Origin of the sequence: Sorangium sp. So ce119 (assembly GCF_051524405.1) — a bacterium.
Classification (GTDB): domain Bacteria; phylum Myxococcota_A; class Polyangia; order Polyangiales; family Polyangiaceae; genus Sorangium; species Sorangium cellulosum_G.
Map to the genome: position 1 here is coordinate 11,421,474 of NZ_CP150310.1, position 23,857 is coordinate 11,445,330.

Consider the following 23,857-nt stretch of genomic DNA (forward strand, 5'->3'; position numbering starts at 1 on the left):
GGCGTTGCTTCACCCGGCCGCGCGCGCTCCGTCCACCCCGATGTCCCGGCGGAGCACCTTGCCGTCGAAGTCGATCGCGCTCGCCGCGCGGAACGCGCGCTCCCGCGCCTCCGCGAGCGAGTCGCCCGCGGCGGTGACGGCGAGCACGCGGCCGCCCGCGGTGACGATCGCGCCGTCCCGCTCCGCCGTGCCCGCGTGGTTCACGAACGCGCCCTCCACCGCGGCCGCGGCGTCGAGGCCGCGGATGACGTCGCCGGTCACGGGCGCCGTCGGGTAGCCGCGCGCCGCGAGGACGACGGTGAGCGCGTGGCGGCCGGGGGCGACGCGCGCCGCCCCGGCGTCCAGCGCGCCCGCCGCGGCCGACGCGCAGAGCTCGGCGACGTCGCCCTCGAGGAGCTCCATCAACCCCTCGCACTCGGGATCGCCGAAGCGGACGTTGTGCTCGAGCAGCACGGGATCTCCCGCCGGCGTGATCATCAGCCCCGCGAACAGGACCCCGCGGAAGGGCCTCCCCTCCGCGCGCATGCCGTCGATGGTGGGCCGGAGGATCTCGCGCTCGACGCGCGCGGTGAGGGCGGGGGTGACGCGGGCGCTCGGCGCGAACGCGCCCATGCCGCCGGTGTTCGGCCCGGTGTCGCCCTCGCCGACCCGCTTGTGATCGCGCGCGGCCGGCAGGACGAAGATCGCCTGGCCGTCGCTGAGGGCGTGCAGGCTGGCCTCCTCGCCCTGGATCGCGTCCTCGAGGATCACGGTCGCGCCGGCGTCGCCGAAGCGTCGGTCCACGAGCATGTCCTTCGCGGCCGCGAGCGCCTCGTCGACGGTCGTCGCGACGACGACGCCCTTGCCGGCGCAGAGCCCGTCGGCCTTCACGACGATGGGCGCGCCGCGCTCGCGGATGATGCGCGACGCCTCGTCGAAGGAGCGCGCGATCTGGAACGGCGCGGTCGGGATGCCGTGGCGCGCGGCGAACTCCTTCAGGAACGCCTTCGACCCCTCGAGGCGCGCCGCCTCGCGGCTCGGCCCGAAGACGGCGACGCCCGCGGCGGCGAGCGCGTCGGCGACGCCCGCGCAGAGCGGCGCCTCCGGGCCGACGACGACCAGATCGACGTGCTCGCGAACGGCGAGCCGGGTCACCTCGTCGGGCGCCATGGAGGCGAGATCGGCGCGGCGGATCGGGGCGCGGCCCGCGCCGCCCTGCGCGTGGGTCCCGGCGTTCCCGGGCGCCACGACGACCTCGGCGACCGAGGGCGATCGGGCGAACGCGCGCGCGAGGGCGTGCTCGCGCCCCCCCGAGCCGAGCACGAGGATGCGGCGATCTGACCGGCGGCTGTTCGCGGTGGAGCTCACCCCCGCGCGCTACCACGCGGCGGGCCTCGCTGTCGAGGCGCCTCGCGCGGTCGCCCGGTCCGGGAAGGCCCCGCGGCGCCCGGCGTCGTGATAGAAGCGCCCGCGGGGCGCGCGGCGCGGCTCAGCGTGGGCCGCGGGCGCGCGTCGCCGGGCCGCCTCGCGAGAGGACCGGGCGGCGGATCCCTGAACATTCTGGAGGGGACAGCGGGCGCGGATCCCCGGACGTCGAGGGGACAGCGAGCGCGGCTCCCCGTCGTGGAGACGAGCGATGACTCACCGGGCTTCGTGGGATGAATACTTCATGCGCATCGCCGAGGTCGTCGCGTCGCGGGCGACCTGCGACCGGAAGCACGTCGGCGCGGTGATCGTGCGCGACAAGAGCATCCTGGCGACGGGGTACAACGGATCGATCCGCGGGCTGCCTCATTGCGACGAGGAGGGGCACCTCATCGAGGACGGCCACTGCGTGCGCACGATCCACGCGGAGGCGAACGCCATCATCCAGGCCGCGCGGAACGGGGTGCGGATCGACGGCGCGACGGTCTACGTCACGGCCTCGCCGTGCTGGGGGTGCTTCAAGATGATCGCGAACGCGGGCATCTCGCGCGTCGTCTTCGGCGAGTTCTACCGCGACGAGCGCATCTTCCGGCTCGCCACGGAGCTCGGGCTCGAGCTCGCCCCGCTGTCGCGGCGCGAGACGCCCGCCTGACGCGCGACCCACAAAAAGCAAGTGGGCCCGCCACACTCGCTTTCCGCTACCGTTGCTCCCTTCCGGGCCTGGCGGGGTTCACGGCGCGCTGTCGGCGGACCCATGAGGTTCAGGCGCTGTCGCCTGACGCAGAGACTTCGTAACCGAACCTCGGGTCCGTGTCGAGTGTCCATGACGCTCGCCGCGCGCTTTGTGGTCACGCATGTCGGCTGCCTCTCGCGGCTCCCGGCGGTTCCCGGCGAGCGCCTCCCCCCTCGTCCCCTTCTGGGCGCCATCCCCCCGGGCGAGCGACCTGGAGCGGGCATCGCCCGGGACTTGCCTCGTACGGGAAGGACCGTACGCTTGAGGGAGTCGTGAATCCGTTCGATGCCGAGGACGAGGGGCGGAGCAGCCGGCTGATTCCGGTGCTCATCTTCATCGGCTCCGCAGCGCTGGCAGCGGCCGCGCTCCGGTTCGCCTGGCAGCAGCCGGTGGTCATGGCCGCGGTGCTCGGCGTGGTCCTCGCGTTCGCCGCCGCCCGCTGGCTCGCTCGCCGCAAGCTGCGCAGGCTGCTCCGCTCGGGGGATGTGCGGTCGGTGCTCCAGCGCTGGTCGCCGACGCTGCACCGCATCCCGCACCCGGCGACGATGGCGCCGCTCATGACGGCGACGGCGTTCGCCGCGTATGGCTGGGTCGACAAGGCGCGCGCGGCCATGGCCGCTGCCGAGCGCGGGCCTGCGTGGGACGCGGCCCTCGAGCACCGGCTCTTCCTGGACACGCTCCTCTACGCCTTCGAGGGCGATCGCGACGCGGCCCTCGAGCGGGCGGGGCGCCTGGAGCGCCTCCCTCTGCCGAACGTCAGCTCTCCCTTCCGCGACCGGGTGGTCACGCTGCGGGCGGCCGCCGGCGCGCTCGCCCGCGCCTTCGCCCACCAGAGCGTGCCGGGCGACCGCGCGCTGCTGGAGCGCGCGAGCGAGGCCAGCCCGCTCGTCTTCTGGGCGATGCGCTACGCCGCGGCCGTCGTGGCCATCGACGAGGGGGAGCTCGCGCGGGTCGAACGGCTCCTCGCCAACGCGCCCTCGTGGCCGCAGGAGTCGACGTTCCGCGCCTTCCACGACGAGATCGCCGACCGCGCCGGCCTCCCCCGCCCGGCGAGCGCGTAGCGTCGCGCGGCTCAGGGCTCGAACAGCGTGCGGATGTAGCAATAGGCGCGCGCGTCGGGGGCCGCGCTGGCCGCGTTTTCCGGCGCATCCGGCACGAACGCGCCGAGCGCGCCGAGCGCGCTACCCATCGCGAAGGTGCGCAGCACGATCCTCGCCCGCATGCCCGCGAAGCACGGCTTGCGGTAGGCGATCTCCACCCTGCGGGCGAGCACCGCGGTGCCGTGCCCCTGCGCGGAGAGGCGCCGGAGCGCGGCCTCCGCGAAGAGCCGCGGGTACACGAGCGAGTTCACGTGCTGGTTCCCGTCGGTGTGATCCAGGCCGAACGCGACGGGGATTGGATCCAGGGTCGGCTCCACGTCGAGCGGCTCCGCGCCCTCTGGCAGGCCCATCAGCGCCTCGGGCGAGCGCCACGCATAGCGGTCCGGCGGCACCGCCGGCAGATCCGGCGACTCGAAGCGCAGCACCTTGCGCGCCCCGGCCTCCGCGAAGGGCCGCGTGAAGACGTGCTCCGCGAACACGCGACCGACCTGGATCTGCTCGCCGGCGCCGGGCGGCGGCGGGCCGTAGGTCCGGCTGCGGCGCGCGCTGGCCGAGAGCCACATGGCCAGGATCAGCCGGTTCACCTCGGCGGCCGCGTCCTCCGTGTGCGCGAGCTGGTAAAGCCCGCGCAGCCGCAGCGGCTCCCGCGCTGCGATCGGCCCCTCACCACCCTCGATGATGAGGCGGGTGAGGATCGGGATGACCCCCTGCGCGCTCATGAGCGCTTCGATGGGGCTCCCCGAGATGAGCTTCCCCCAGATCGCGGGCCCGAGGCCGTGCGGCAGCGCGTCCAGCATCACCCGCCCGGTCTGGCTGACGTCTTCGAAGCGGAGGTTCATGACGGCGGTCGCCTGCTGCTGCTCGGGGACGCGCGGCTCGTCGGGGAGGGTGTGCATGCGTCCTCTCCATAGCTGACGCTGCCGCGCCCTGCATGGTCTGCCGCGCGTGTGCCGGCGTGGCCGGCCGGGTCGGCGGCGGGCCTCCATGGTAGGATCGCCGCGTGACGCTCCTCAAAATCGCCCACATCGGCAACCCCATCCTCAGGCAGCGGGCGCGCGAGGTCACGCCGGAAGAGCTCTCGTCCCGCGCCGTGCAGACGTTCATCGACGACCTGGTGGAGACGATGCGCGACGCGAACGGCGCGGGCATCGCCGCCACTCAGGTCCATGCGCCGCTGCGAATCTTCGCGGTCGAGGTGCAGAACAACCCTCGTTATCCGTACAAACCGAACATCCCGCTCACGATCGTGGTCAACCCGGTGATCGAGCCGCTCACGCAGGAGACGTTCGAGAACTACGAAGGTTGCCTGAGCGTCCCGAACCTGAGGGGAGTCGTCGATCGCTACACCGAGATCCGGCTGACCGGCCTCGATCGCGAGGGGAGGCCGATCGACCGCGTGGTGCGCGGCCTCTCGGCGGGCACGTTCCAGCACGAGAAGGACCACGTGGACGGCGTGCTCTTCGTCGATCGCGTGAAGGATCCGCGGACGCTCTGCACGTGGGCGGAGTTCGATCGCCACCACAAACAGCCCTTCATCGATCGCATCGTCCCGTTCATCCAGCGGATGGGCGGCTGAGGTGCCCCGCCGCGCGGAGCCCGGACGATGTCCGTGATCGCGGCACGGGAGGCGCCCGGGGCTCGCGCCAGGCGCGCGATCGTCGCGTTCGGCGCTCATGCGCTCCTGTGCCTCGCAGCGTGCGACGCCAGGGAGGCGGCGCCGGCGGCGAGGGCGCCGGCCCGGGCTGAGCGCGCTCCGGCCGCGATCACGCTCCTGTACACGACCGACGAGCACGGGTGGCTCCTGCCCACCGCCGAGGAGGGGAGGGTGCTCGGCGGCGCTGCCGAGGTGCTGGCGCAGTGGGTCTCGAGGGAGCGCCATTGCGCTGGCCCGGCGCCCGGGGCTCCGCCGCATCTCCTCCCGTCGCCGGCCTGTCAGGACGCGTCGACGCTCGCGCTGTCCGGCGGTGACAACTGGACCGGCCCCGCGATCTCTTCGTATTTCATGGGGGCACCGATGGCCGACGCGATGGCGCGCATGGGCTATGCCGCGTCGGCGTTCGGCAACCATGAGTTCGATTTCGGCAGGGACGCGTTTCTCCGGAACAGGACACGGTCGCGAATCACCTACCTCGCGGCGAACGTGCGCGTGACGGATCCGTCGCTCTCCGCGTTCGCGCTGCCCTCGTTCACCGTGCTCGAGCGGCGCGGGCTGCGCGTCGGGGTCGTCGGGCTGGCGACCGCGCGCACGCGTGAGGCCGCGACGGCGAGCCGCTTCGAGGGCATCGAGTTCCAGGACGAGGAGGCGGCGCTCTCGCGCGCCATTCCCGAGGCGTGGCGCGCCGAGCCGGACGCGCTGGTGCTCCTCGCGCACGAGTGCCAGGACGTGCTCGAACCGCTCCTCGCCCGTCACCCCGAGTGGCGCCTGTCCTTCGTTGGCGCCGGTCATTGCCACAGGAAGGCCGACCTGCGTGTCGGCGGCGTCCCGCTCATCAATCCTGGCTGGCGGCTGCGCAGCTACGCCCGCGTGTCGCTCGAGATCGACCCCCGGCGTCCGCTGCGCCAGCGCGTCGTGTCGACCTCCACGGAGCTCGTCGACGTGTCCCGCCCGGAGGGCGCGCCCGCCGTCCCGCCCGATGAAGCGCTCGCCAGGGCCAGCGCAGGCTGGCAACGAGCGCTGGACGAGGCGCTCGGGGAGCAGATCGGGTATTCGAGCGACGGGATGGAGCGCCACTCCCCCGAGATCCAGCGCTGGATCGCAGGGGCGTGGCGCGACCAGCTCGGGGTCGACATCGCGATCCTGAACAAGGATGGTATCCGCCAATCGGTACCCAGGGGCCCGATCACGAGAGCAACGGTGTTCTCGGTCCTCCCGTTCGACAACAAGCTCGTCATCTGCTCGCTCCGTGGCAGCGACATCCTCGAGGCGCTCCGCCACCCCGACGCGGTGTTCTTCGGCGTATCGCCCTCAGCCAGCGGTCGTCCCGTCCTCCAGGACGGGAGCCCGCTGGACGAGGGCCGCCGCTACACCGTCGCGACGATCGATTTTCTCTATTTCGGCGGGGACGGCTTCCGCTTCCAGGCCCAGGACCCGTCCCCGAGCTGGACGGGCCTCGACTGGCGTGCGCCGGTGATCGCGTGGACCAAGGCGCTCCGCACGACCGCGAGCGCTCCGCTGGACGCGCGCTTCCGCTAGCGTCTTGTCGGACGAACGGTCGCTCGCGAGCTGGGCAGGCAACGCTTGACGCCGGCAGCGCGTCCAGCGCTGAAGCGGCGCTGGACGTGCTGCACCTGCAGGCAGGGGGAGATCAGGCGCCGCCGCCGGTCCGCTCTTCGCGCTCGATCTGCTCCTGGTAGGCGACGCTGTAGCGCGCCCAGGGACGCAGCTTGAGGCGGCGGTAGCCGATCGGCTCCCCGGTGCCCTCGCACATCCCGTAGGTCCCTTCCTTCATCTTGGCGAGCGCCCGGTCGATCTCCGCCAGGACCCGGACATCGCGCTCCAGGAGCTTCGACGTGAGCGAGGTCGCGCCCTCGGCGTTGGCCTCGTCCATCTCGTCCCCCACCTCGCGCGAGACGTCGCGCTCGGCGTGCTGCCGCTCATCGATGTTGGCGACGAGGCTCGCCCGGCGCTCCTCGAGCGCCTGCCTGAGCTCGCTGAGCTGCTCCGGCGTCAGCTCGGGCAGATCGGAGTCGTCCGCATCGGGGGCCGCGCGGCGCACGGGCGGCCTCGGGATGGGGGCTGCCAGCGTGGCGTTCCCGGACGTCTCCGGCCGCGCCGGGCTCGTTCCGTCGCGACTCTCACCTTCACGGTTGTTCATCGGGTTCCTCTCATCGTTTCGGGCAGGTGGGCAATTCGCGTACCGGTCCTGGGCGTGGGCGGACGACGCACGCGCGAGGTCAGGCGACCCAAGGACACGACCGAGCAGGAGCAGCGGCCCCAGGCTCCTGGGTGTGATAGCGCATCCGGGGGCCTATGGCTTCGCGATGCCGGCCATCTGGAGCCCTGCCGCGAGGAGGGCGCCGATGTCCTCGAGCACCGGCTTGGACAGGTTGATCGAGATCTCGGCGCGCGGCGCTGCGCCGCCCTGCTCCTGGGTCGTCACGAACATCAGCCCTTCCCCTTTGTGGGGGAGCTTTGCCAGCGCATCGCCGAACTGCCGGGCTTCCGGGGGCAGCGCCATGCCTCCTGCCGCGTCGGATCCGGACAGCGTCGTGAGCACGTTCTGGAGGGTCCGGGTGATCGGGGCGAGCGTCGTGAATCCGGCCGAGACGAACTTCCCGGTCTTCAGCTTCTCGAGCCCCGGACGCGACGCGAGCGTCTCCGTGTCCGGCGCGCCCGCCTTCACCATCGCGAGCCGCCGCAGCAGCTCGCGCTTGTCGTGGCCGAACGCGATCCAGGTCGTCTTCTCCTCGCCCATGACGAGCAGGTGCAGCGTCACGGTGAGCTTCTGCTTGGGCTTGGCCTTGGTGCCCGGCGCCGCGTCGCCGTCGAGCGGCGGCATCTCGTTGACGATCTGGATCTCGACCGCGAGGGACGTCTTCCCGAGCTCCTTCGGCGCCGCCACCGTCTTGACCGTCGGCAGTTGCTTCGGATCGATGTCGAGCTCCGGGAGCCGCTTGCGGAGCCCCGGCGTGTTGTAGGCGGTGACGACGTTCTTCAGGTACTTCACGTACGTGTCGGGCGCCTCTTCGAGCCCGAACAGGTTCCAGCCGACGAAGCCGCCCATCATGCTGCCGAACATCTCGTGCGGCGTCGGCTTCGCGGTCTTCGCGGCGGCAGGCGGCGCGTCGACGTACCCGTGCGCGGACACGCTCGGCGCCTTGTTGATCGGCAGCGAGAGGACATCGCCGAGCGCCTTGCGATCGGCGGGCGTGCCGATCTTCTCCTTCTCCAGCCACCCTTCGAGCATCGCGCGCAGCGTCTTGAGGATGCCGCTGTAGTGCGCGGGGTCGTAGCCGTGGTCGAAGAAGGCGCCGTGGCTGTCCTTCGGCGCGCGCCAGTAGAGCGCCGGCGCCGGTCCGGCGCGGTTCGCGCCGTCGGCGATGGTCTTCGCGAGCCACGACGACTGGCCCCGGAGCTCCAGGGCCGCCGTGAGGTTCACGCAGGACTGGTTGTCCACCCGGAGATCGACGACCGCCCTGCTCGCGTCGTCGATCAGCGCCGCGAGCTCCTCCTGGACGGCGGTGCTCGCGTCCGTGAGCGCCCGGTCGAACTGGGGGTGCCCGATCGAGAGCTGGCTCTGCGCGAGGATCGGGAGCCCCCCGAGCTGCTGCTTCGCCATGCCGCCGTACTTCGCGCTGAGCGGGACGAAGCGGACCTCGCCGTGGAGGTCGCGCGCCTCGGGCGCGACGGTCGGCAGCGTGCGCGCGAGGTAGGGCCCGAGGGTCGTCACGTCCCGATCCCGGTCGCCGCAGAGGAGCCGCGCCGGCGTCGAGCCTGCGGACGCGGCGAGGAAGCAGCTCGACGACGAGGGCTCCTTGCCGCCGATCTTCCACAGGCCGGGCTTCACCTCGGTCAGGGTGGCGCCGGCCTGGAGCGTGCCCCTCGCCCGCTCCAGCGACGTGAGCCCGAGCGATACGGCCGCGATCGGGTTGCCCCGCTTCGAGCTGTCGTCCAGCGCGACGATCGCGTGCACCGGCGCGTCGAGCGCGATCACCGAGGCGAGCTGGTTCGTATCGATGGAGGGGCTCACGAGCTCGCCCAGGAGGCCCGCGGAGAGGCCCTGCGCGCCCGCCTCGGCGAGCGCCGGCGACATCCCGGCGCACGCGGCGACGCTCGACAGCGTGGCCGCCGGGTTGCTCCAGCGCAGGACGCCCACGACATCGGCGGGCTCGGCGACGGGGGACAGATCGAACTCAGGGGCGGCGGGCTGTGGAGGCCCGGCCTTGACCGCACCCTGTCCTCCTGTCGGCGCGGCAGGCGTGGGGGACGGCCCGCAGGCGATGGGACCGGCCATCAGGACCAGGGTGGCGAGCGGCAGGAGGGTTCGCATGAGCGCCGGTTATACGGCTCCCGGACATCCGAGTCGACGTCCAAGGCGAGCGCCGCGGACGAGACGGCGGACCGCGGCGACCGACGGCGCCGCGGCTGGCGCTGTGAAGGCAAGCGACGAATTGAGGGGATAAATGCAGAACGAGCGCGGCCGAAGCCGCGCTCGTCGCGCTTGCTGGAGGAACGCTCACCTCGCGGTGGTCAGTTCGACTCCTCGAACTCCGCGTCGATGACCGAGTCCTTCCCCTTGCCGCCGGCGGGGGGCGGCGGCTGGCCTCCCGCAGCGCCGCCGGGGCCCGCGCCCCCGCCGTCCTGCGGCGGGCCCGCCTTCTCGTACATGACGCTGGCGATGCGGTGCGCCTCCTTCTCGAGCCGCTCCAGCGTCGCGGTCACGGCCGCGTCGTCCTGCTTCTCGATGGCCGAGCGGCCCTCGGCGATGATCCCGTTCAGCGCCGAGACGTCGCTCTCCGGCAGCTTGTCCTTGTTCTCGCTGATCGTCTTTTCCAGCGTGTAGCAGAGGTTATCGAGCTTGTTGCGCCGCTCGATCTCCTCACGCCGCCGCTTGTCCTCGGCCTCGTGCGTCGCGGCCTCGTTGACCATCCGGTTGATCTCGTCCTCCTTCAGGCCGCCGGAGGCCGTGATCGTGATGCGCTGATCCTTGCCGGTGGCCGTGTCCTTCGCGTGCACCGACAGGATGCCGTTCGCGTCGATGTCGAACGTCACCTCGATCTTCGGCACGCCGCGGGGCGCCGGCATGATGCCTTCCAGGTGGAAGCGGCCCAGGGTCCGGTTGTAGCGGGCCTCGGTGCGCTCGCCCTGGAGCACGTGGACCTCGACGCTCGGCTGGCTGTCGGTCGCGGTCGAGAAGATCTCCTTCTTCTGCGTCGGGATCGTGGTGTTCCTCGAGATCATCACGGTCATCACGCCGCCGAGCGTCTCGACGCCGAGCGAGAGCGGGGTGACGTCGAGCAGAACGAGGTCCTTCACGTCGCCCGAGAGCACGCCCGCCTGGACCGCGGCGCCGACCGCCACGACCTCGTCCGGGTTCACGCCCTTGTGCGGCTCCTTGCCGAAGAACTTCTTGACCGTCTCCTGGACGAGCGGGATGCGCGTCGAGCCGCCGACGAGGACGATCTCGTCGATCTGCTGCGGCGTCTTCTTCGCGTCGGCCAGCGCCTTGCGGGTCGGCTCGAGCGTGCGCTCGATGAGCTGCCGGATCATCTGCTCGAGCTTCGCCCGGGTGAGCTGCTTCTGGAGGTGCTTCGGCCCCGAGGCGTCCGCGGTCAAGAACGGCAGGTTGATCGTCGTCTCCTGCACGTTCGACAGCTCGATCTTCGCCTGCTCCGCGGCGTCCTTGAGCCGCTGCACGACCATCTTGTCGTTCGCGACGTCGATGCCCGTGTCCTTCTTGAACTCGGCCGCGAGCCAGTCCATCACGAGGTGGTCGACGTCGTCGCCGCCGAGGTGGGTGTCGCCGTTGGTCGAGATGACCTGCACGACGTTGTCGCCGACCTCGAGGATCGAGATGTCGAACGTGCCACCGCCGAAGTCGTAGACCGCGATGACCTGCTCGTTCTTCTTGTCGAGGCCGTAGGCGAGCGCGGCCGCCGTGGGCTCGTTGACGATGCGCTTCACCTCGAGCCCGGCGATGCGGCCCGCGTCCTTGGTGGCCTGGCGCTGCGAGTCGTTGAAGTACGCCGGCACGGTGATGACGGCATCGGTCACCTTCTCGCCGAGGTAGTCCTCCGCGGCCTTCTTCAGCTTCTGGAGGACCTTCGCGGAGACCTCGGGGGGCGACATCTGCTTGCCGCGAACCTCGATCCCGGCGTCGCCGTTCTTGCCCTTGCTGACCTTGTACGGGACGCGCTTCGACTCGTCCTGCACCTCCTCGAAGCGGCGCCCCATGAAGCGCTTGGCCGAGTAGATGGTGTTGGTGGGGTTCGTGACCGCCTGGCGCTTGGCGATCTGTCCGACGAGCACCTCGCCCTTGTCGTCCCAGGCCACCACAGACGGCGTGAGGCGCGAGCCCTCCTCATTCACGATGACCTTGGGCTCCTTCCCCTCCATCACCGCGACGACGCTGTTGGTCGTGCCGAGATCGATGCCGATGATCTTGCCCATGACGTTGAACCCTCCGAAAAATGTGTGCGCGACGGCTTGGTACCGCGGGGGGGCGAGAAGTCCCGGCCAGCAGGGCTCGGCTGACAGCTACAGCGAGCCCCTGCTCCAGAGCCGTCAAAAACCGCTGGGAATTCGGATACTTTCGCCGATTTTCGCGAGCTCGCTGGCTCGCGACCGCGAAACTAACCATGTGCGTCCGAGCGTCAACGCCGCCCCTAGCAATTGCCGTGCGCGCCCTCCGGCGGGGCTCCGGCCCTTGACCGAGGCGCCCCCGGGCCGCAGGTAAGCGGTCCGCGCTGCGCGCTGGCCAGCGCCCGCACCGGCGCAACAGCGCCGCGCAACGAGCGGTAACGAGCGGCCGCGACCCGCAGCGGGTGGCAGCGGGTGACGGAGCGGTCGCGGCGCGGCAAGCTCAGCAGGTCGCGTCAGGGCTCTCTGCCGCGCCGGTCTGCGCGGGCCGAGCCTGGACCCGAAGCGCGGAAGAGAAGCCCGGAAGAGACGCGCGCCGGAGGGGCTTCTTGCGGTCCAGAACTCGCTGAGCTATAGGCGCCCTCCCTCGCAACACCCGAAGGACTCACCATGAAGCCCGGCATCCACCCCGAGTACAAGGACTCCACGATCACCTGCGCGTGCGGCGCCGTCGTCGAGACCCGCTCCACCCGCGGCAGCTTTACCACCGACGTGTGCTCCGCGTGCCACCCGTTCTACACGGGCAAGCACAAGATCATGGACGTCGCCGGCCGCGTCGATCGCTTCCGCAGGAAGTACGCGACCGCTGGCAAGTCGGCGGGCTGATCGTCCCCCCGCCCCGACGCCCCCTCCTTTCACAGACACGCCCTTCACGCCGCTCCCCGCCCGGGGCGTGGCGGAGGCTCCGATACGTCCCGAGCCCGCTCGCCACGGAGCGAGCGGTCGAGGCGTCGCGCCGCGCGACGTCATCCACCTCCTTCGCAGCGCTGGTCGGTCGGGCCCATGCGCCAGCCGCGTTATGCGCTAGATTGGAACGCGTATGAGCGAGCAGCCTGCACGTCCGTATATCGGCGGCCAAGCGGTGATTGAAGGGGTCATGATGCGATCGCCGAGCTCGGTCGCGATCGTCTGCCGACGCCGCTCCGGGGAGCTGGTGGTGCGCGAGCAGCCGATGAGCGCGGTCTCCAGGGGGCCGCGCACCTGGCCGTTCGTGCGGGGGGTCGCGACCCTCGTCGAGTCGCTGCGCCTCGGATCCCAGGCGCTCCGCTGGTCTGCGGACCTCTATGAGCAGGACCTCGCGGCCGAGGAGGCCGGCTCGGCCAAGGGCCCGGCGTCCAAGCCGTCGCCGCAGTCGAGCGCCGGACGGAGCGGCGCCAGCCTCACCTCGCTGGCGCTCAGCATGGCGGCGATCGCGGCGCAGGACGTGGAGCCCGCGCAGGTCACAGGCGGCCCCGCGTCGGGCGGCGACGGCGGCGCGAAGAAGCGGGGAGGGGGCATGGGCCTGCTCCCGATCGCCTTCGCGGTCCTGCTCTTCGTGGCGGCGCCCCAGGCCGGCGCCGAGCTGGTCAACAAGCTCCTGGGCCTCGGGCTGGAGGTCACCTCGCCGGGGTTCCAGGCGATCACCGGCGTGGCGAAGCTCGCCATCGTCGTCACCTACCTCCTCCTGATCCGCCAGATCCCGGAGGTGCGGCGCGTCTTCCAGTTCCACGGGGCGGAGCACAAGGCGATCTCCACCTACGAGGCGCACGAGGCGCTCGAGGTCGAGAACGCGCGCCGGAAGACGGCCATGCACCCCCGCTGCGGGACGACGTTCCTGGTGATGGTGGCGCTCGTGTCGATCGTTGTGTTCTCGGTCGCCGGCGCGTCCCTCGGCGCGCTCCTGCCCAAGCTGCCCGGCGGCCGGCTCGTGGAGAGCGTCGGCTTCTTCCTGATGAAGCTGCCGTTCCTCCCGCTGATCGCCGCGGTCACCTTCGAGATCCAGCGGATCTTCGCGCGGTATTGCACGACCGGCCCGCTCCGCGTGCTGCTCTGGCCGGGGTTCCTGGTCCAGAAGATCACGACGGCGGAGCCGGACGACGCGCAGCTCGAGGTCGCGCTCGCCTCGCTCCGCGCGACGCTCTGGCGCGAGGAGTCGGTCGCCGCGCCGGCCCAGCCGGACCGGGTGTTCGCGGACTACTCCAAGCTGCTGGCCGACCCCGGCTACGCTGGCGCCCACGGCTAGCGAGCGCCGGCGTCGCCGCCGCGCGCGTCATTCCGCCGCCGTCCAAACCCGCCCGTCTTCGGATTGCAGATGCTACCTATCGCGAAACTCGAGGCGGTCCAGCGCCGCTTTCAGGAACTCGAGCACCTCATGTGCAGCCCCGCGGTGCTCGCCGCCCCGGCCGAGCTCCAGCGGCTCAACCGCGAGCGGACCGAGATCGAGCCCGTGGTCGCCGCGTTCGCCAGGCTGCGCGACGTCGAGCGGCGCATCGCCGAGGATCGCGAGGCGCTCAGCGACCCCGACCTGTCCGAGCTCGCCCAGGCGGAGCTGCCCGAGCTCGAGCTCGAGCGGGACCGGCTCGCCAGCGAGCTCGAGGTCCTCCTCTTGCCGAGGGACCCGAACGACGGACGGAACACCGTCATCGAGATCCGGAGCGGCGAGGGCGGCGAGGAGGCGGCGCTCTTCGCGGCCGACCTCTTCCGCATGCTCTGTCGCTACGCGGAGACGAAGCGGTGGAAGGTCGAGGTGCTCAACCTGAGCGAGGCCTCCGCCGGCGGCTACAAGGAGGTCGCGGCGCTGATCTCGGGGCAGGACGTCTACTCCCACCTCCGTTTCGAGGGCGGCGTGCACCGCGTGCAGCGGGTCCCCACGACGGAGACGCAGGGGCGGATCCACACCTCGACCGCGACCGTCGCCGTCCTGCCCGAGGCCGACGAGGTCGACGTGCACATCGACGACAAGGACCTGGAGATCTCGATCGCAGCGTCGGGCGGCCCCGGCGGCCAGGGCGTGAACACGACGAACAGCGCCGTGCAGATCAAGCACCTGCCGACGGGCATGATCGTGAAGTGCCAGGACGAGCGCTCCCAGCTCAAGAACAAGGCGAAGGCGATGAAGGTGCTCCGGAGCCGGCTGCTCGAGCTCGAGCAGCGACGGCAGGAGGAAGCGCAGAGCGCCGAACGAAGGACCATGGTCGGCACGGGGGAGCGCGCGCAGAAGGTGCGGACCTACAACTTCCCGCAGAACCGCGTGACCGATCACCGGATCGGCCTCACGCTGCACAAGCTCGACAAGATCATCGAGGGGGATCTCGAGGAGCTCATCGGCGCGCTGCGCACGCACCGTCAGGCGGAGCTGCTGCGTCGCGGCGGGATCTCGGGGCCCGCGGGCGCGCAGGAGCACGCGACGTGAAGGGGTCGCCGCCCATCGATCTGGAGGCGCTGTTCGTCGCGCTGGTGCTCGCGCCGTCCACCTTCTCGCGCAACCGGTTCTACGCGCTCTACACCGACCCGGAGACGCGCCGGGTGCGGCGGCGGGCGGCGCTGCTCAGGAGCATCGTGCGCCAGCTCGTCGCGGGCGCGGACCGCGCCGGGCTCGCGCCCGCCGCGAGCGGGGGCGCGCTGCTCACCTACGACGTGCCGTCGCTGGGGCTGAAGCGCACCGCCGCCCTCGACGCCCTCGAGCTCGCGGTGCTCCGCATCGCGGTCGCGCGCGGGAAGGTCCCACCGCCCGGGCAGCAGGCGGTGGGGGACGCGCAGCAGGAGGGAGAGGCCGCGCCGCCGGTCCCGGCCGCGGGCGCCGCGCTGCCCCGCGACCTGCTCCCCGAGCCGGCGGATACCTCGCGCATCGAGCGAGCGCTCGCCCGCCTGCTGCCCGAGGAAGGGCTGGTCGGTAGGCCGGGAGGTCCTGGTGAGGGGCAGGAGGAGCCGGGAGGTCCGGACCCCGCGACCAGGGCGCTGCCGCGTGACCGGGAGCAGCGCGAGACGCAAGCACCGTAGGAGTCGACCATGTGCCTCTTCTGCAAGATCGCGAACAAGGAGATCCCGTCGAAGGTCGTGCTCGAGGACGAGCATGTGCTCGCCTTCCACGACGTGAACCCGCAGGCGCCCACGCATGTGCTCGTCATCCCGAAGCGCCACATCGCGGGGATCGGCCAGGCCGGGCCCGAGGACGAGGCCGTGCTCGGCCGGCTGCTGCTCGCCGCGCGGCGGGTGGCCGAGCTGACCGGCATCGCGGAGAGCGGCTTCAGGACCGTGGTGAACAGCGGCGCGCACGCCGGCCAGACGGTCTTCCACCTGCACGTCCACGTGCTGGGCGGGCGGTCGATGGCCTGGCCTCCCGGCTGAGCACATCTGGCTGAGCGCGCTCCCGGCCGAGCGCGCTCCCGGCCGAGCGCGCTCAGCGCCGGCGCGGTCAGCGCACGGCGCGGGCGGCGTTCACCACCGCGTCGAGCCACGCCGCTTCAGCGTCGCCGAGCGGCGGCTGGCGCGGCAGCGAGGTCGGGAGCGCGCGGGACCGCGACGCGCCGTGGGCGCGCAGGTGCACGGACGTGATCTCGCCGACGCGCCCCTTCACGCCGAGGAACAGGGCGAAGAGGTCCGGACCCACCGCGCGACGCGGGGCCGGCCGCACCGCGAGCTCGGCGCCCGACGCGAGCCGCGCGGTGAACCCGGCGACCAGGTGATCGACCGGATCGCTCCACGGATCCGGGGCGCCCGGGGCGCCGGCCGCGATCCAGGCGTCGATCGTGAGCTCGAGCGGGGCCGCGTCGGCGTCGAGCCCCAGCGTGAGGCCGAGCGGCTCGAGCGCGCGCTCGACGTCGCCGAGGCGCGCGGCGCCGGCGGCGTGCACGAGGAGGGAGTCGCGGTCGAGCGCGGGCGACGCGGGCGGCGGCGGCACCGGCCGGCGCGCCGCGGAGGCGGCCTCGCGCGGGAGCAGGTTGCCGGGGTTCATGATGCCGGCAGGGTCGAAGACGCCGCGGAGCGCGTGAACGACGTCGGCGCCGAGGCCGAGCTCAGCGCCGAGGCGAGGCGCCTTGCTGCGGCCGACGCCGTGGTGGTGCGAGAGCGTGCCGCCGGCGTCGATCGCGGCGTCGAGCGCCGCCCGCCAGGCCGCGTCGTACTTCGCCTCGGCCGCCGCGACGCTCGGCGCGCTGCCGGCGAAGGTGAAGTAGATGCTGCAGCCGTCCGGATAGGCGTGGGACAGGTGGGCCATCACGAACACGTGCCGCCCGAGCGCCCCGCGCACCGCGCGGTAGAGCGCGCCGAGGCGCGACCACGGCGCGGCGACCTCCATGGTGTCGCTGAACGCGCCGGCCATGAAGACGGGCGCCTGGCGGTAGCTCACGCTGTAGCGGTGCGCGAGCCAGTGGCGCGCCGGCTCCTCGCCGAGCGACCTCGCCCCGGCGCGCTCGGCGATCGCCGCGGCGCGGGCGAGATCCTCCGCGCTCGCGCGCGCGGTGCCCTCGAAGATGAGGATGAGCGTCGCGCCGCGGAGCACGCGCGACCCGACGGCGTCGACGACCTGGTTGAGGAGCCCCGGCGCGCGCAGCAGGCCGCGCAGCACGGCGGCGCCTGCCCCGGGGCCGCGCGCGCCGTGCGCACGCGCGGCCGCCCCCTCGGTGGGCTCGTCGCCGGCGCCGGCGTGCGCGCGCTGCCGGCGCACCGCGCCCAGCCGCGCCATGAACGAGTCGAACGGATCGTAGAGCCGCGAGACCGCCGGGCGTAGGCCGGCCTGGAACATCTCCCGCATCGCGTCCCACCCGGCCTCCAGGGTGGGAAATGAGAAGGCGGCGAACGCGCGCGCCGGCGGGGCAGGGTGCAGCCGGAGCGTCGCGGCGGTGACCACCCCGAGCACGCCCTCGCTGCCGATGAGGAGCGGCGTCAGATCCGGGCCGAGCGTGCGCCGATCGAAGCGGACGATCTCGCCGCGGCCGACGACGCACTCGAGCGAGGCGACCATGTCCTCGATCTTGCCGTAGCGCCCCGAGCACTGGCCGGCGCTGCGCGCCGCGACCCAGCCGCCCACCGTCGAGCAGAGGATCGACGAAGGGAAGTGGCCCAGCGTGAAGCCCTCGGCGTTGAGCTCCTCCTCGAACCGGATGCCGAGCGCGCCGGCCTCGATCTCGACCGAGGGGCCCTGCCGGTCGATCGCGCGGCGGCGGGAGAGCCGCTTGAGGTCGAGCACGACCGTGCGGTCGTCCGGCAAGACGCCGCCGCACACGCCCGAGCCCGCGCCGTATGGCACGAGTGGGAGCCCCTCGTCCGCGCAGAAGCGCACCACCTGGGCGACCTCCTCCGTGGACGCCGGCCACACGATCATGCCGGGCCGGTGCTCGGCGATGCGGCCCTCGGTCACGGCGAGGTGGTGCCGCGGCCAGAGATCGCGGGCGTAGGCGATCTGGTCGACGGGGGAGGTGCTGCGCGGGATGCCTGGCAGCGCGCGCGAGATCGCGGCCTCGAAGCTCATGCGTCAGGAGGCCCTAGCGCCTCAGCTCCGCTCGGCAAGGATGATGAGCCGCGGCGACTCGGAGCCGAAGAAGACGCCCGGGTGCGCGGGGTGGCCGGTCACCTCGGTGACCTTGAAGCCCGCCTCGTGCAGCATCTTGCCGAGCTCGTGCAGCCCGTAGAGGCGGATCGAGTAGTCGATCTCGCGCGAGCGGCCGTCCTCGAACATCACGGTGCGCTTCACCCTGAGGCGGCTCGTGAAGAAATCGACCTGCATCTCATCCATGCAGACGCAGCCGTCGCCCTCGAACCAGACCAGGCTCGGCTGGCGGGAGGCGACGTAGTCGCGGTTCACGATGTCGAGCAGGAGCATGCCGCCCGCGCGGAGGGCGCGGCGGATGCGGGCGAGCACGTCGGCGTTCTTCTCGTCGTCGAAGTAGCCGAAGCTCGTCGACCAGCAGTAGATGCCGTCGAAGGTCTCCTCGAACGTCATCTCGCGCATGTCGCCCTGGAGGAAGTTCAGCTTCTGGCCGCGGTCCTGCGCGTCGTCGGCGGCGCGGGCGAGCATGGCCAGCGACAGGTCGTAGCCGACCACGCTGTAGCCGCGGCTCGCGATCTCGATCGCGTGGCTGCCCGCGCCGCACGCGAGATCGAGGATCACCGCGCCCTTCTCGACGCCGAGCCGCTCCTCGATGAAGTCGACCTCGCGGCGAACCACCTTCGCGTCGATCTTGTCGAGCGTGCGCACGAAGTCGTCGCCGAAGAGCTCTTCCCACCACGGGCGCTTCCGGCGCGCGGCGGGCTCGGTCAACGGGCCGGAGCTCGGGTCGACCTCGACCTGCTTCGCCGCGGGCGGCGCGGCCGCGGCGGCTGGCCGCGCGGCGACCGGCGGCTCGGCGGCCGGCGGCGGGGGCGGTACGGAGACGGGCGGGGGCGGCACCGAGCTCGTGAACGTCGCGAGGTCGGGCGAGGCCATCGCGCGCGGGCGCCGCGGCGGCAGGGGCGGCGGCGGCGGCGGCGGCGGCTTCTTGGGTTGCTGCGCCTGCGCGTCGCCGCGGGCGGCGAGGCTCTGTTCGGCGGTCTCGGCGTCGCGCTCGGGCTCGACCTCCTCCAGCTCGACCTCGCTGCTCTTCGGCGGCAAGGTGCCGCGCGTCGCGCCGGCCCCTTCCTGCGCGCGCTCGGCGCCCGCGGGCGAGGCGCTCGGCAGCTCGGGCTTCGCCTCGTCGACCAGCTCGGGCTCCGGCTCGACCTCCGCGAGCTCGTCCCCGCTCGGCCCCAGCGGCCAGTCCAGGGCGCGCGCCTCGATCTCCGGCGCCGAGACGGCCCTCGGCCTCGGAGGCTCGACGGGGTCGTCGGTCGCGTCGCGCGACGTCGGCGGGCCCTCGGACGCGCCATCCGCGAACGCCTCCAGCCCGAGCACGGTGGGGAGCGCGGAGCGGACCCTGAACTGGAGCGGCGGCCACTCGTGCTCGTTCGGCTCGGTCAGCAGCGGCGGCCTGGCGGACTCCTCCAGCGGCGGCTTGGCCGGCTCGTCCACCGGCGGCGGGCCAGAGGGCTCGGGCGTCGAGCTGACCGGCGGCAGGTTCGACTCGATGCTGAGGATCTGGAGCGGCCGGATCACCGCGACCGAGTCCGGATCGATGATGAACCCGCCGGGCGTCGGCATCGGCGGCACGCTGCTCGACGACTTCGGCGCCGGGCGCGGGACCGCCCGGGGCGCGACCAGCTCCGCCGCCAGGTTCGGCGGCGGCATCGGCGTCGGCTTGCCGGCGGGCCTGGGCTCCTCGATCGCCGGCTCGCTGGGGGGCCTCGCCGCGACGTCCATCCACCCGTCGTCGTCCTGCGCATCCTGGAGGGCGCGCGGGCGCGCGGTCGCCGTGTCCCCGTGCGGGGCGGCCGGATCGTCGCCGTGCTGCGGCGCGTCTCCGGACAGGTTCACGAGCCGGCGCGAGCGGCGTCGCGCGACCTTCGCGCTGTCGCCGCGCTCGACCTCGCCGGTCCGCTCCACCTCCGCAGCCAGCGATTGCCAGGCCCGCCTCGCGCCGGGGCTCGCCGGCAGGGGGGTGCCGTGCCGCGAGCGCTCCGTGGGGGGCCCGGCGATGCGCGGATCGAGGTCGAGATCCGGGATCTCCGAGGGCTGCCCGCCGGAGCTGCCGTCGGCCATGCTCGCGACGACATCGAGGCGCGGCAGCGGCGTCGCCGTCGCGCTCTGCGGGCGCGCGCTGGCCGTGCGCTCGGGCCGCGGAGGGGACGACGAGCGCCCCGGGAACGCGCCCTTCTCTCCGTGCGGCGCTGGTGCGGCCGCGCTCCCTGCCTCGCCCGGCAGAGGCGCGCCGCCGGGCTCTCCGGAGACGCCGCCTTCCTGGGCGGACGCAGCCAGGGGGTTGCGCGGCCGCTCGCTCGTCATTGCTTGCCCCCCCCGTCGAGCGGCTCACCATAGAGGATCGGCCCGGGAGCCCTGCTCCACGGGGGCGCCGCCCCGCGCTCCACGAACATGACCGCCGTGGAGCCGAGGTGGAACTTCCCGATCTCCTCGCCACACCGGACCGGGAGGGCTGGCGTGAGCGGGTGAACGCCGAGCGGCACGTCGCGCGCGTCGATGGCGCTCACCGTGATCCGTCCGACGATCATCGCGCCCACCATCACGACCGTCACGCGCCCCTGGCGCTCGGTGTCGATCACGATGGCGACGCGCCGGTTGCGCGAGAAGAGGCCCGGCACGTGGCGCTCGCCGATCGAGTTCACCGGGAAGAGCTCCCCCGGCATCGAGCGGATGGCGCTGATCTGGCCGGCGATCGGCGAGTGGACCCGGTGGTAGTCGCGGGGCGACAGGTAGACGACCGCGAACTGCCCGCCGTCGTACCGGGTGGCCTCCTCGGGGTCGCCCACGAGGTCCTCCACCCGGTAGGGCTGTCCCTTGATGAGCAGGCGCCCACCTTCGGTCACGGGGCCGATCGCGGCGATCCGGCCGTCGGCAGGGCTGGTGATGGCTCCGGGATCGGAGCAGACAGGGCGCATCCCCTCGCGGAGCTTGCGCGTGAAGAACGCGTCGAAGCTCTCGTAAGGGCTCGTCAGGACCTCGGCCGCGTCCATGTCGACGCGGTACGCGCGCGCGTAGAGCTTGACCACCGCGTTCAAGACGGCGGCGGGTGCTCTGGCGTCGCAGAGGCGGCCAACGGCCCGGGTAATGCGCTCTCGCGGAAGCACCCGCAACAGCTGTGCGGCGGCGTAGGTGGCAACGGTCATTGTGCGGAGCGGCGTTATCAATGCGGGAAAGAGAGCGGTGCAGGAATGCTAGGCCTCGGGAAGGACCCGGGTCAACGCTCGGGTCAACCGAACCTCCGCGCGGCGCGATCCTCATCCGGCGGAGGCCAGCGGAGGAGCTCAGCCTTGACGCGACGCGCGACGCACAGCGCGATCCCCGTCGCGCATCGCCAGGCCCGTCCCCCGCGATCGACGTTTCTCCACGTCGGTGCGAGCGCGTCAACCGCGAAGCGCCGCTCCGCGCAAATGCGAGGGCGCGCGCGAGCAGGCCGCCCCGGCCGCGCGCTCCATTCTGAAGCGCCGCTCCGGACCGCGCGCTGCAACTTCGATCGATCCCGGCGGGGGCAGCAGAAAAACGGAGCAGTTTCAAGCGTATACGTCCTGGCACGCCGCTCGCTGAAGAGTCCCTCAGGAGGCAGGACACAGCGATGGAGATCAGGTTCTGGGGAGTCCGCGGAAGCATCGCATCGCCCGGGCCGGAGACGGCGTCGGTGGGCGGAAACACGAGCTGCGTGGAGGTCCGCTGCGGATCGTCGCGGATCATCCTCGACGCGGGGACAGGCGCGCGCAAGCTCGGAGACGCGCTGCTGCGGGAGGGGCCTGTCGAGGCGACGGTGCTGCTCTCGCACCTGCACTGGGATCACATCCAGGGGCTGCCGTTCTTCGTGCCGGCGTACCTGCCGAGCTCGCGGCTGTCGATCGTGGGCAGCGCGCACGGGATCGGGAGCCTCCGCGACGCGCTCTCGACGCAGATGGCGGCGCCGAGCTTCCCGGTCCGGCTGGACGAGCTGGGCGGGCAGATCGCCCTGCGCGAGGCGCGGCCCGGCGAGGCGTTCGACGTGGGCGAGGTCCACGTGCGGATCGCCAAGCTGAACCACCCGGGCGGCGTGCTCGCCTACCGCGTCGAGCACGGGGGGCGCAGCGTCGTCTACGCGACCGACACCGAGCACTACGCCTGCGTCGATCCGGCGCTGCGCGCACTCGCGGACGGCGCCGACGTGCTCATCTACGACGCGCAGTACACGCCGGAGGAGTACCGCGGCGACGGCGGCCGCTCGCGTGTCGGCTGGGGGCACTCGACGTACGTCGCGGGGGCCGAGATCGCGAGGGCGTGCGGCGCGCACAAGCTCGTCCTCTTCCACCACGACCCGCAGCGGACGGACGCGGGGGTCGCGGAGATCGAGCGCCTCTCGCGCGAGCTCTTCCCTGCGTCGGTCGCCGCGCGCGAGGGGCTCTGCATCGACGTCGAGGCCATCGCGCGGGCCGCGTGATGACGCGGGTGACGACAAGCGCGGCGCCCTCTATGCTGGATACTGCTCCGCTATCCATGTCGCGCCTCTCGCTGCTCGTCGATCTCGCCTCCCTCCTCGCCCGGGAGGTCGACTTCGACGCCCTCCTCGGCACGGCGTGCGAGCGGCTCGCGAAGGCGCTCCGCGCCGACCGCGCGACGATCTGGCTCGTGGACGCCGAGCGCGGCGATCTCGTGACGCGCGTCGCCCTCCTGCCCGAGCTCCCCACGCTCCGGCAGCCGCTCGAGCGCGGCATCGCGGGGCACGTCGCCAGGACCGGGGAGGTCGTGCGCGTCGATGACGCCGCGCGCGATCCGCGCTTCGATCCGTCCGCCGACCGAGCGACGGGCTACACGACGCGCTCGACGCTCGTCGCGCCCATCCGCGAGGACGGCGCCGCGCCCGTCCGCGGCGTCGTGCAGCTGCTGAACCGCGCGGGGGCGCCCTTCGACGAGGAGGACGAGCGCTACCTCGTCGCGCTCGCGACGCAGCTCGCCCGCGCGCTCGCGCTGACGACGCTCCGCGCCGCCGAGGGCGGCGGGCCGGGGGTCGTGCTGCAGGGGCCCTTCAACCGGATCGTCGGCCGCAGCGAGCGGCTCGGCGCCGTGTACGAGAAGGTCCAGCTCGCGGCCCAGACCGACGCGACCGTGCTGCTCCGCGGCGAGACCGGCACCGGCAAGAGCCTGTTCGCGCGGGCGATCCACGTGAACTCGCGGCGCCAGACGAGGCCCTTCGTCACGGTCGACTGCACGACCCTGCCGGCGCAGCTCGTCGAGAGCGAGCTGTTCGGCCACGAGCGCGGGGCGTTCACCGGCGCCGATCGCCGCGTGCCGGGCAAGGTCGAGCTCGCGGAGGGCGGCACGCTCTTCCTGGACGAGCTCGGGGACCTGCCGCTCGACATCCAGGGCAAGCTGCTCCGCTTCCTGCAGGATCGGTCCTTCGAGCGCGTCGGCGGCCGCCAGACGCTCCGCGCCGACGTGCGCGTCGTGTGCGCCACGCACTGCGACCTCGAGCGCGCGGTCGCCGAGGGCCGCTTCCGGGAGGACCTCTACTACCGCGCGCGCGTCGTCGAGATCGACCTGCCGGCGCTGCGCGAGCGCGGCCCCGAGGACGTCGAGACGCTCGCGCGCCACTTCGCGGACGTCTACGCGACGAGGTACGGCAGGCCCGCGCCGCGGTTCGATCCGGAGGCGCTCCGCCACATCCGCGCGCACACGTGGCCGGGCAACGTGCGTGAGCTCGAGCACTGGGTCGAGAGCGCCATCGCCCTCGCGCCGGACGGCCGCATCACCGTGGGGCACCTGCCGTCGCGGCGGCGCGAGGGGGCGCCGCCGCCCGCCGCCGCGACGCTCGAGGGCGACGAGCGCGTCGCGCTGCCGCTCGGCCTCACCCTCGACGAGGTGACGCGGCGCTACGTGGAGGCGATGGTCCGGGCCTGCGAGGGGAACAAGACGGAAGCGGCGAAGCGGCTCGGCGTCGGCAGGAACACCCTCGCGCGCGCGCTCCGGGCGAAGGGCTGACGCGGCGGGTCTCCGGGGGGCGGTCGCGCGCGGAGGTCCGC

General features: G+C 72.8%; 19 protein-coding genes and 1 other RNA gene. 11 read left to right on the forward strand and 9 right to left on the reverse strand.

Features of this window, described 5'->3' with window-relative positions; genetic code table 11:
* Nucleotides 1-9: 9 nt before the first annotated feature.
* Complete coding sequence (gene purD / locus WME76_RS43130; RefSeq protein ID WP_437957974.1) at nucleotides 10-1,347, reverse strand: phosphoribosylamine--glycine ligase; 1,338 nt, start codon at nucleotides 1,345-1,347, stop codon at nucleotides 10-12.
* 268 nt (nucleotides 1,348-1,615) lie between these two features.
* Here purD and WME76_RS43135 point away from each other — a divergent pair, with 268 nt between their 5' ends.
* Nucleotides 1,616-2,056 carry a deoxycytidylate deaminase gene (locus tag WME76_RS43135; protein ID WP_437957975.1) on the forward strand — a complete coding sequence of 147 codons (441 nt, stop codon included), beginning with the start codon at nucleotides 1,616-1,618 and terminating at the stop codon, nucleotides 2,054-2,056.
* A 16-nt stretch (nucleotides 2,057-2,072) separates the two neighbouring features.
* On the opposite strand, the gene ffs is transcribed toward WME76_RS43135, so the two are convergent.
* Nucleotides 2,073-2,162: signal recognition particle sRNA small type (gene ffs, locus WME76_RS43140), an RNA gene on the reverse strand.
* A 247-nt stretch (nucleotides 2,163-2,409) separates the two neighbouring features.
* On the opposite strand from ffs, the gene WME76_RS43145 reads away from it, so the two are divergent.
* Nucleotides 2,410-3,198: a hypothetical protein gene (locus WME76_RS43145; protein WP_061621081.1), complete on the forward strand. Its 789-nt coding sequence runs from the start codon at nucleotides 2,410-2,412 to the stop codon at nucleotides 3,196-3,198.
* 11 nt (nucleotides 3,199-3,209) lie between these two features.
* Here the strand turns inward: WME76_RS43145 and WME76_RS43150 are convergent, their stop codons facing one another.
* The gene (locus tag WME76_RS43150; RefSeq protein WP_437957976.1) at nucleotides 3,210-4,133 is read right to left on the reverse strand and encodes a hypothetical protein; all 924 of its coding nucleotides are present in this window, start codon (nucleotides 4,131-4,133) and stop codon (nucleotides 3,210-3,212) included.
* Nucleotides 4,134-4,237: 104 nt separating this feature from the next.
* On the opposite strand from WME76_RS43150, the gene def reads away from it, so the two are divergent.
* Nucleotides 4,238-4,813, forward strand: a complete 576-nt coding sequence (def, locus tag WME76_RS43155) for a peptide deformylase (RefSeq protein WP_437957977.1) — start codon at nucleotides 4,238-4,240, stop codon at nucleotides 4,811-4,813.
* 33 nt (nucleotides 4,814-4,846) lie between these two features.
* Nucleotides 4,847-6,430, forward strand: coding sequence for a bifunctional metallophosphatase/5'-nucleotidase (locus tag WME76_RS43160; protein ID WP_437957978.1), 1,584 nt, complete (start codon nucleotides 4,847-4,849; stop codon nucleotides 6,428-6,430).
* A gap of 112 nt (nucleotides 6,431-6,542) precedes the next feature.
* Here the strand turns inward: WME76_RS43160 and WME76_RS43165 are convergent, their stop codons facing one another.
* The 3 genes from WME76_RS43165 to dnaK all read right to left on the reverse strand — a co-directional run bounded on the left by WME76_RS43165 (nucleotide 6,543) and on the right by dnaK (nucleotide 11,347).
* Nucleotides 6,543-7,052, reverse strand: a complete 510-nt coding sequence (locus tag WME76_RS43165) for a TraR/DksA family transcriptional regulator (RefSeq protein WP_437287944.1) — start codon at nucleotides 7,050-7,052, stop codon at nucleotides 6,543-6,545.
* Between the two features lie 153 nt (nucleotides 7,053-7,205).
* Nucleotides 7,206-9,227: a hypothetical protein gene (locus WME76_RS43170; RefSeq protein WP_437957979.1), complete on the reverse strand. Its 2,022-nt coding sequence runs from the start codon at nucleotides 9,225-9,227 to the stop codon at nucleotides 7,206-7,208.
* A 200-nt stretch (nucleotides 9,228-9,427) separates the two neighbouring features.
* Nucleotides 9,428-11,347: a molecular chaperone DnaK gene (dnaK, locus tag WME76_RS43175; protein WP_437957980.1), complete on the reverse strand. Its 1,920-nt coding sequence runs from the start codon at nucleotides 11,345-11,347 to the stop codon at nucleotides 9,428-9,430.
* Nucleotides 11,348-11,926: 579 nt separating this feature from the next.
* On the opposite strand from dnaK, the gene rpmE reads away from it, so the two are divergent.
* The 5 genes from rpmE to WME76_RS43200 all read left to right on the forward strand — a co-directional run bounded on the left by rpmE (nucleotide 11,927) and on the right by WME76_RS43200 (nucleotide 15,643).
* Nucleotides 11,927-12,142 (forward strand): 50S ribosomal protein L31, encoded by a 216-nt coding sequence (gene rpmE, locus WME76_RS43180; protein WP_061621075.1) that lies wholly within the window; start codon nucleotides 11,927-11,929, stop codon nucleotides 12,140-12,142.
* A gap of 271 nt (nucleotides 12,143-12,413) precedes the next feature.
* Nucleotides 12,414-13,538 carry a DUF1385 domain-containing protein gene (locus WME76_RS43185; RefSeq protein ID WP_437957981.1) on the forward strand — a complete coding sequence of 375 codons (1,125 nt, stop codon included), beginning with the start codon at nucleotides 12,414-12,416 and terminating at the stop codon, nucleotides 13,536-13,538.
* 69 nt (nucleotides 13,539-13,607) lie between these two features.
* The gene (prfA, locus tag WME76_RS43190; protein WP_061621073.1) at nucleotides 13,608-14,708 is read left to right on the forward strand and encodes a peptide chain release factor 1; all 1,101 of its coding nucleotides are present in this window, start codon (nucleotides 13,608-13,610) and stop codon (nucleotides 14,706-14,708) included.
* On the forward strand, nucleotides 14,705-15,295 hold the full coding sequence (locus WME76_RS43195) for a hypothetical protein (protein WP_437957982.1): 591 nt from the start codon (nucleotides 14,705-14,707) through the stop codon (nucleotides 15,293-15,295). The genes prfA and WME76_RS43195 overlap by 4 nt, the downstream gene beginning before the upstream one ends.
* A gap of 9 nt (nucleotides 15,296-15,304) precedes the next feature.
* Complete coding sequence (locus WME76_RS43200) at nucleotides 15,305-15,643, forward strand: histidine triad nucleotide-binding protein (RefSeq protein ID WP_437957983.1); 339 nt, start codon at nucleotides 15,305-15,307, stop codon at nucleotides 15,641-15,643.
* A gap of 67 nt (nucleotides 15,644-15,710) precedes the next feature.
* On the opposite strand, the gene WME76_RS43205 is transcribed toward WME76_RS43200, so the two are convergent.
* From WME76_RS43205 to asd, 3 genes are read right to left on the reverse strand one after another with little or no spacing between them, the layout of a single operon-like run.
* Nucleotides 15,711-17,765, reverse strand: a complete 2,055-nt coding sequence (locus WME76_RS43205; RefSeq protein ID WP_437957984.1) for an FAD-binding protein — start codon at nucleotides 17,763-17,765, stop codon at nucleotides 15,711-15,713.
* A gap of 21 nt (nucleotides 17,766-17,786) precedes the next feature.
* Nucleotides 17,787-20,150: a methyltransferase domain-containing protein gene (locus WME76_RS43210; protein WP_437957985.1), complete on the reverse strand. Its 2,364-nt coding sequence runs from the start codon at nucleotides 20,148-20,150 to the stop codon at nucleotides 17,787-17,789.
* Nucleotides 20,147-20,872, reverse strand: coding sequence for an archaetidylserine decarboxylase (asd, locus tag WME76_RS43215; RefSeq protein WP_437962227.1), 726 nt, complete (start codon nucleotides 20,870-20,872; stop codon nucleotides 20,147-20,149). Before asd ends, WME76_RS43210 begins: the two co-directional genes overlap by 4 nt.
* A gap of 563 nt (nucleotides 20,873-21,435) precedes the next feature.
* On the opposite strand from asd, the gene WME76_RS43220 reads away from it, so the two are divergent.
* The gene (locus tag WME76_RS43220; RefSeq protein ID WP_061614983.1) at nucleotides 21,436-22,278 is read left to right on the forward strand and encodes an MBL fold metallo-hydrolase; all 843 of its coding nucleotides are present in this window, start codon (nucleotides 21,436-21,438) and stop codon (nucleotides 22,276-22,278) included.
* 56 nt (nucleotides 22,279-22,334) lie between these two features.
* Complete coding sequence (locus WME76_RS43225) at nucleotides 22,335-23,816, forward strand: sigma-54-dependent Fis family transcriptional regulator (RefSeq protein WP_433932277.1); 1,482 nt, start codon at nucleotides 22,335-22,337, stop codon at nucleotides 23,814-23,816.
* Nucleotides 23,817-23,857 lie beyond the last annotated feature (41 nt).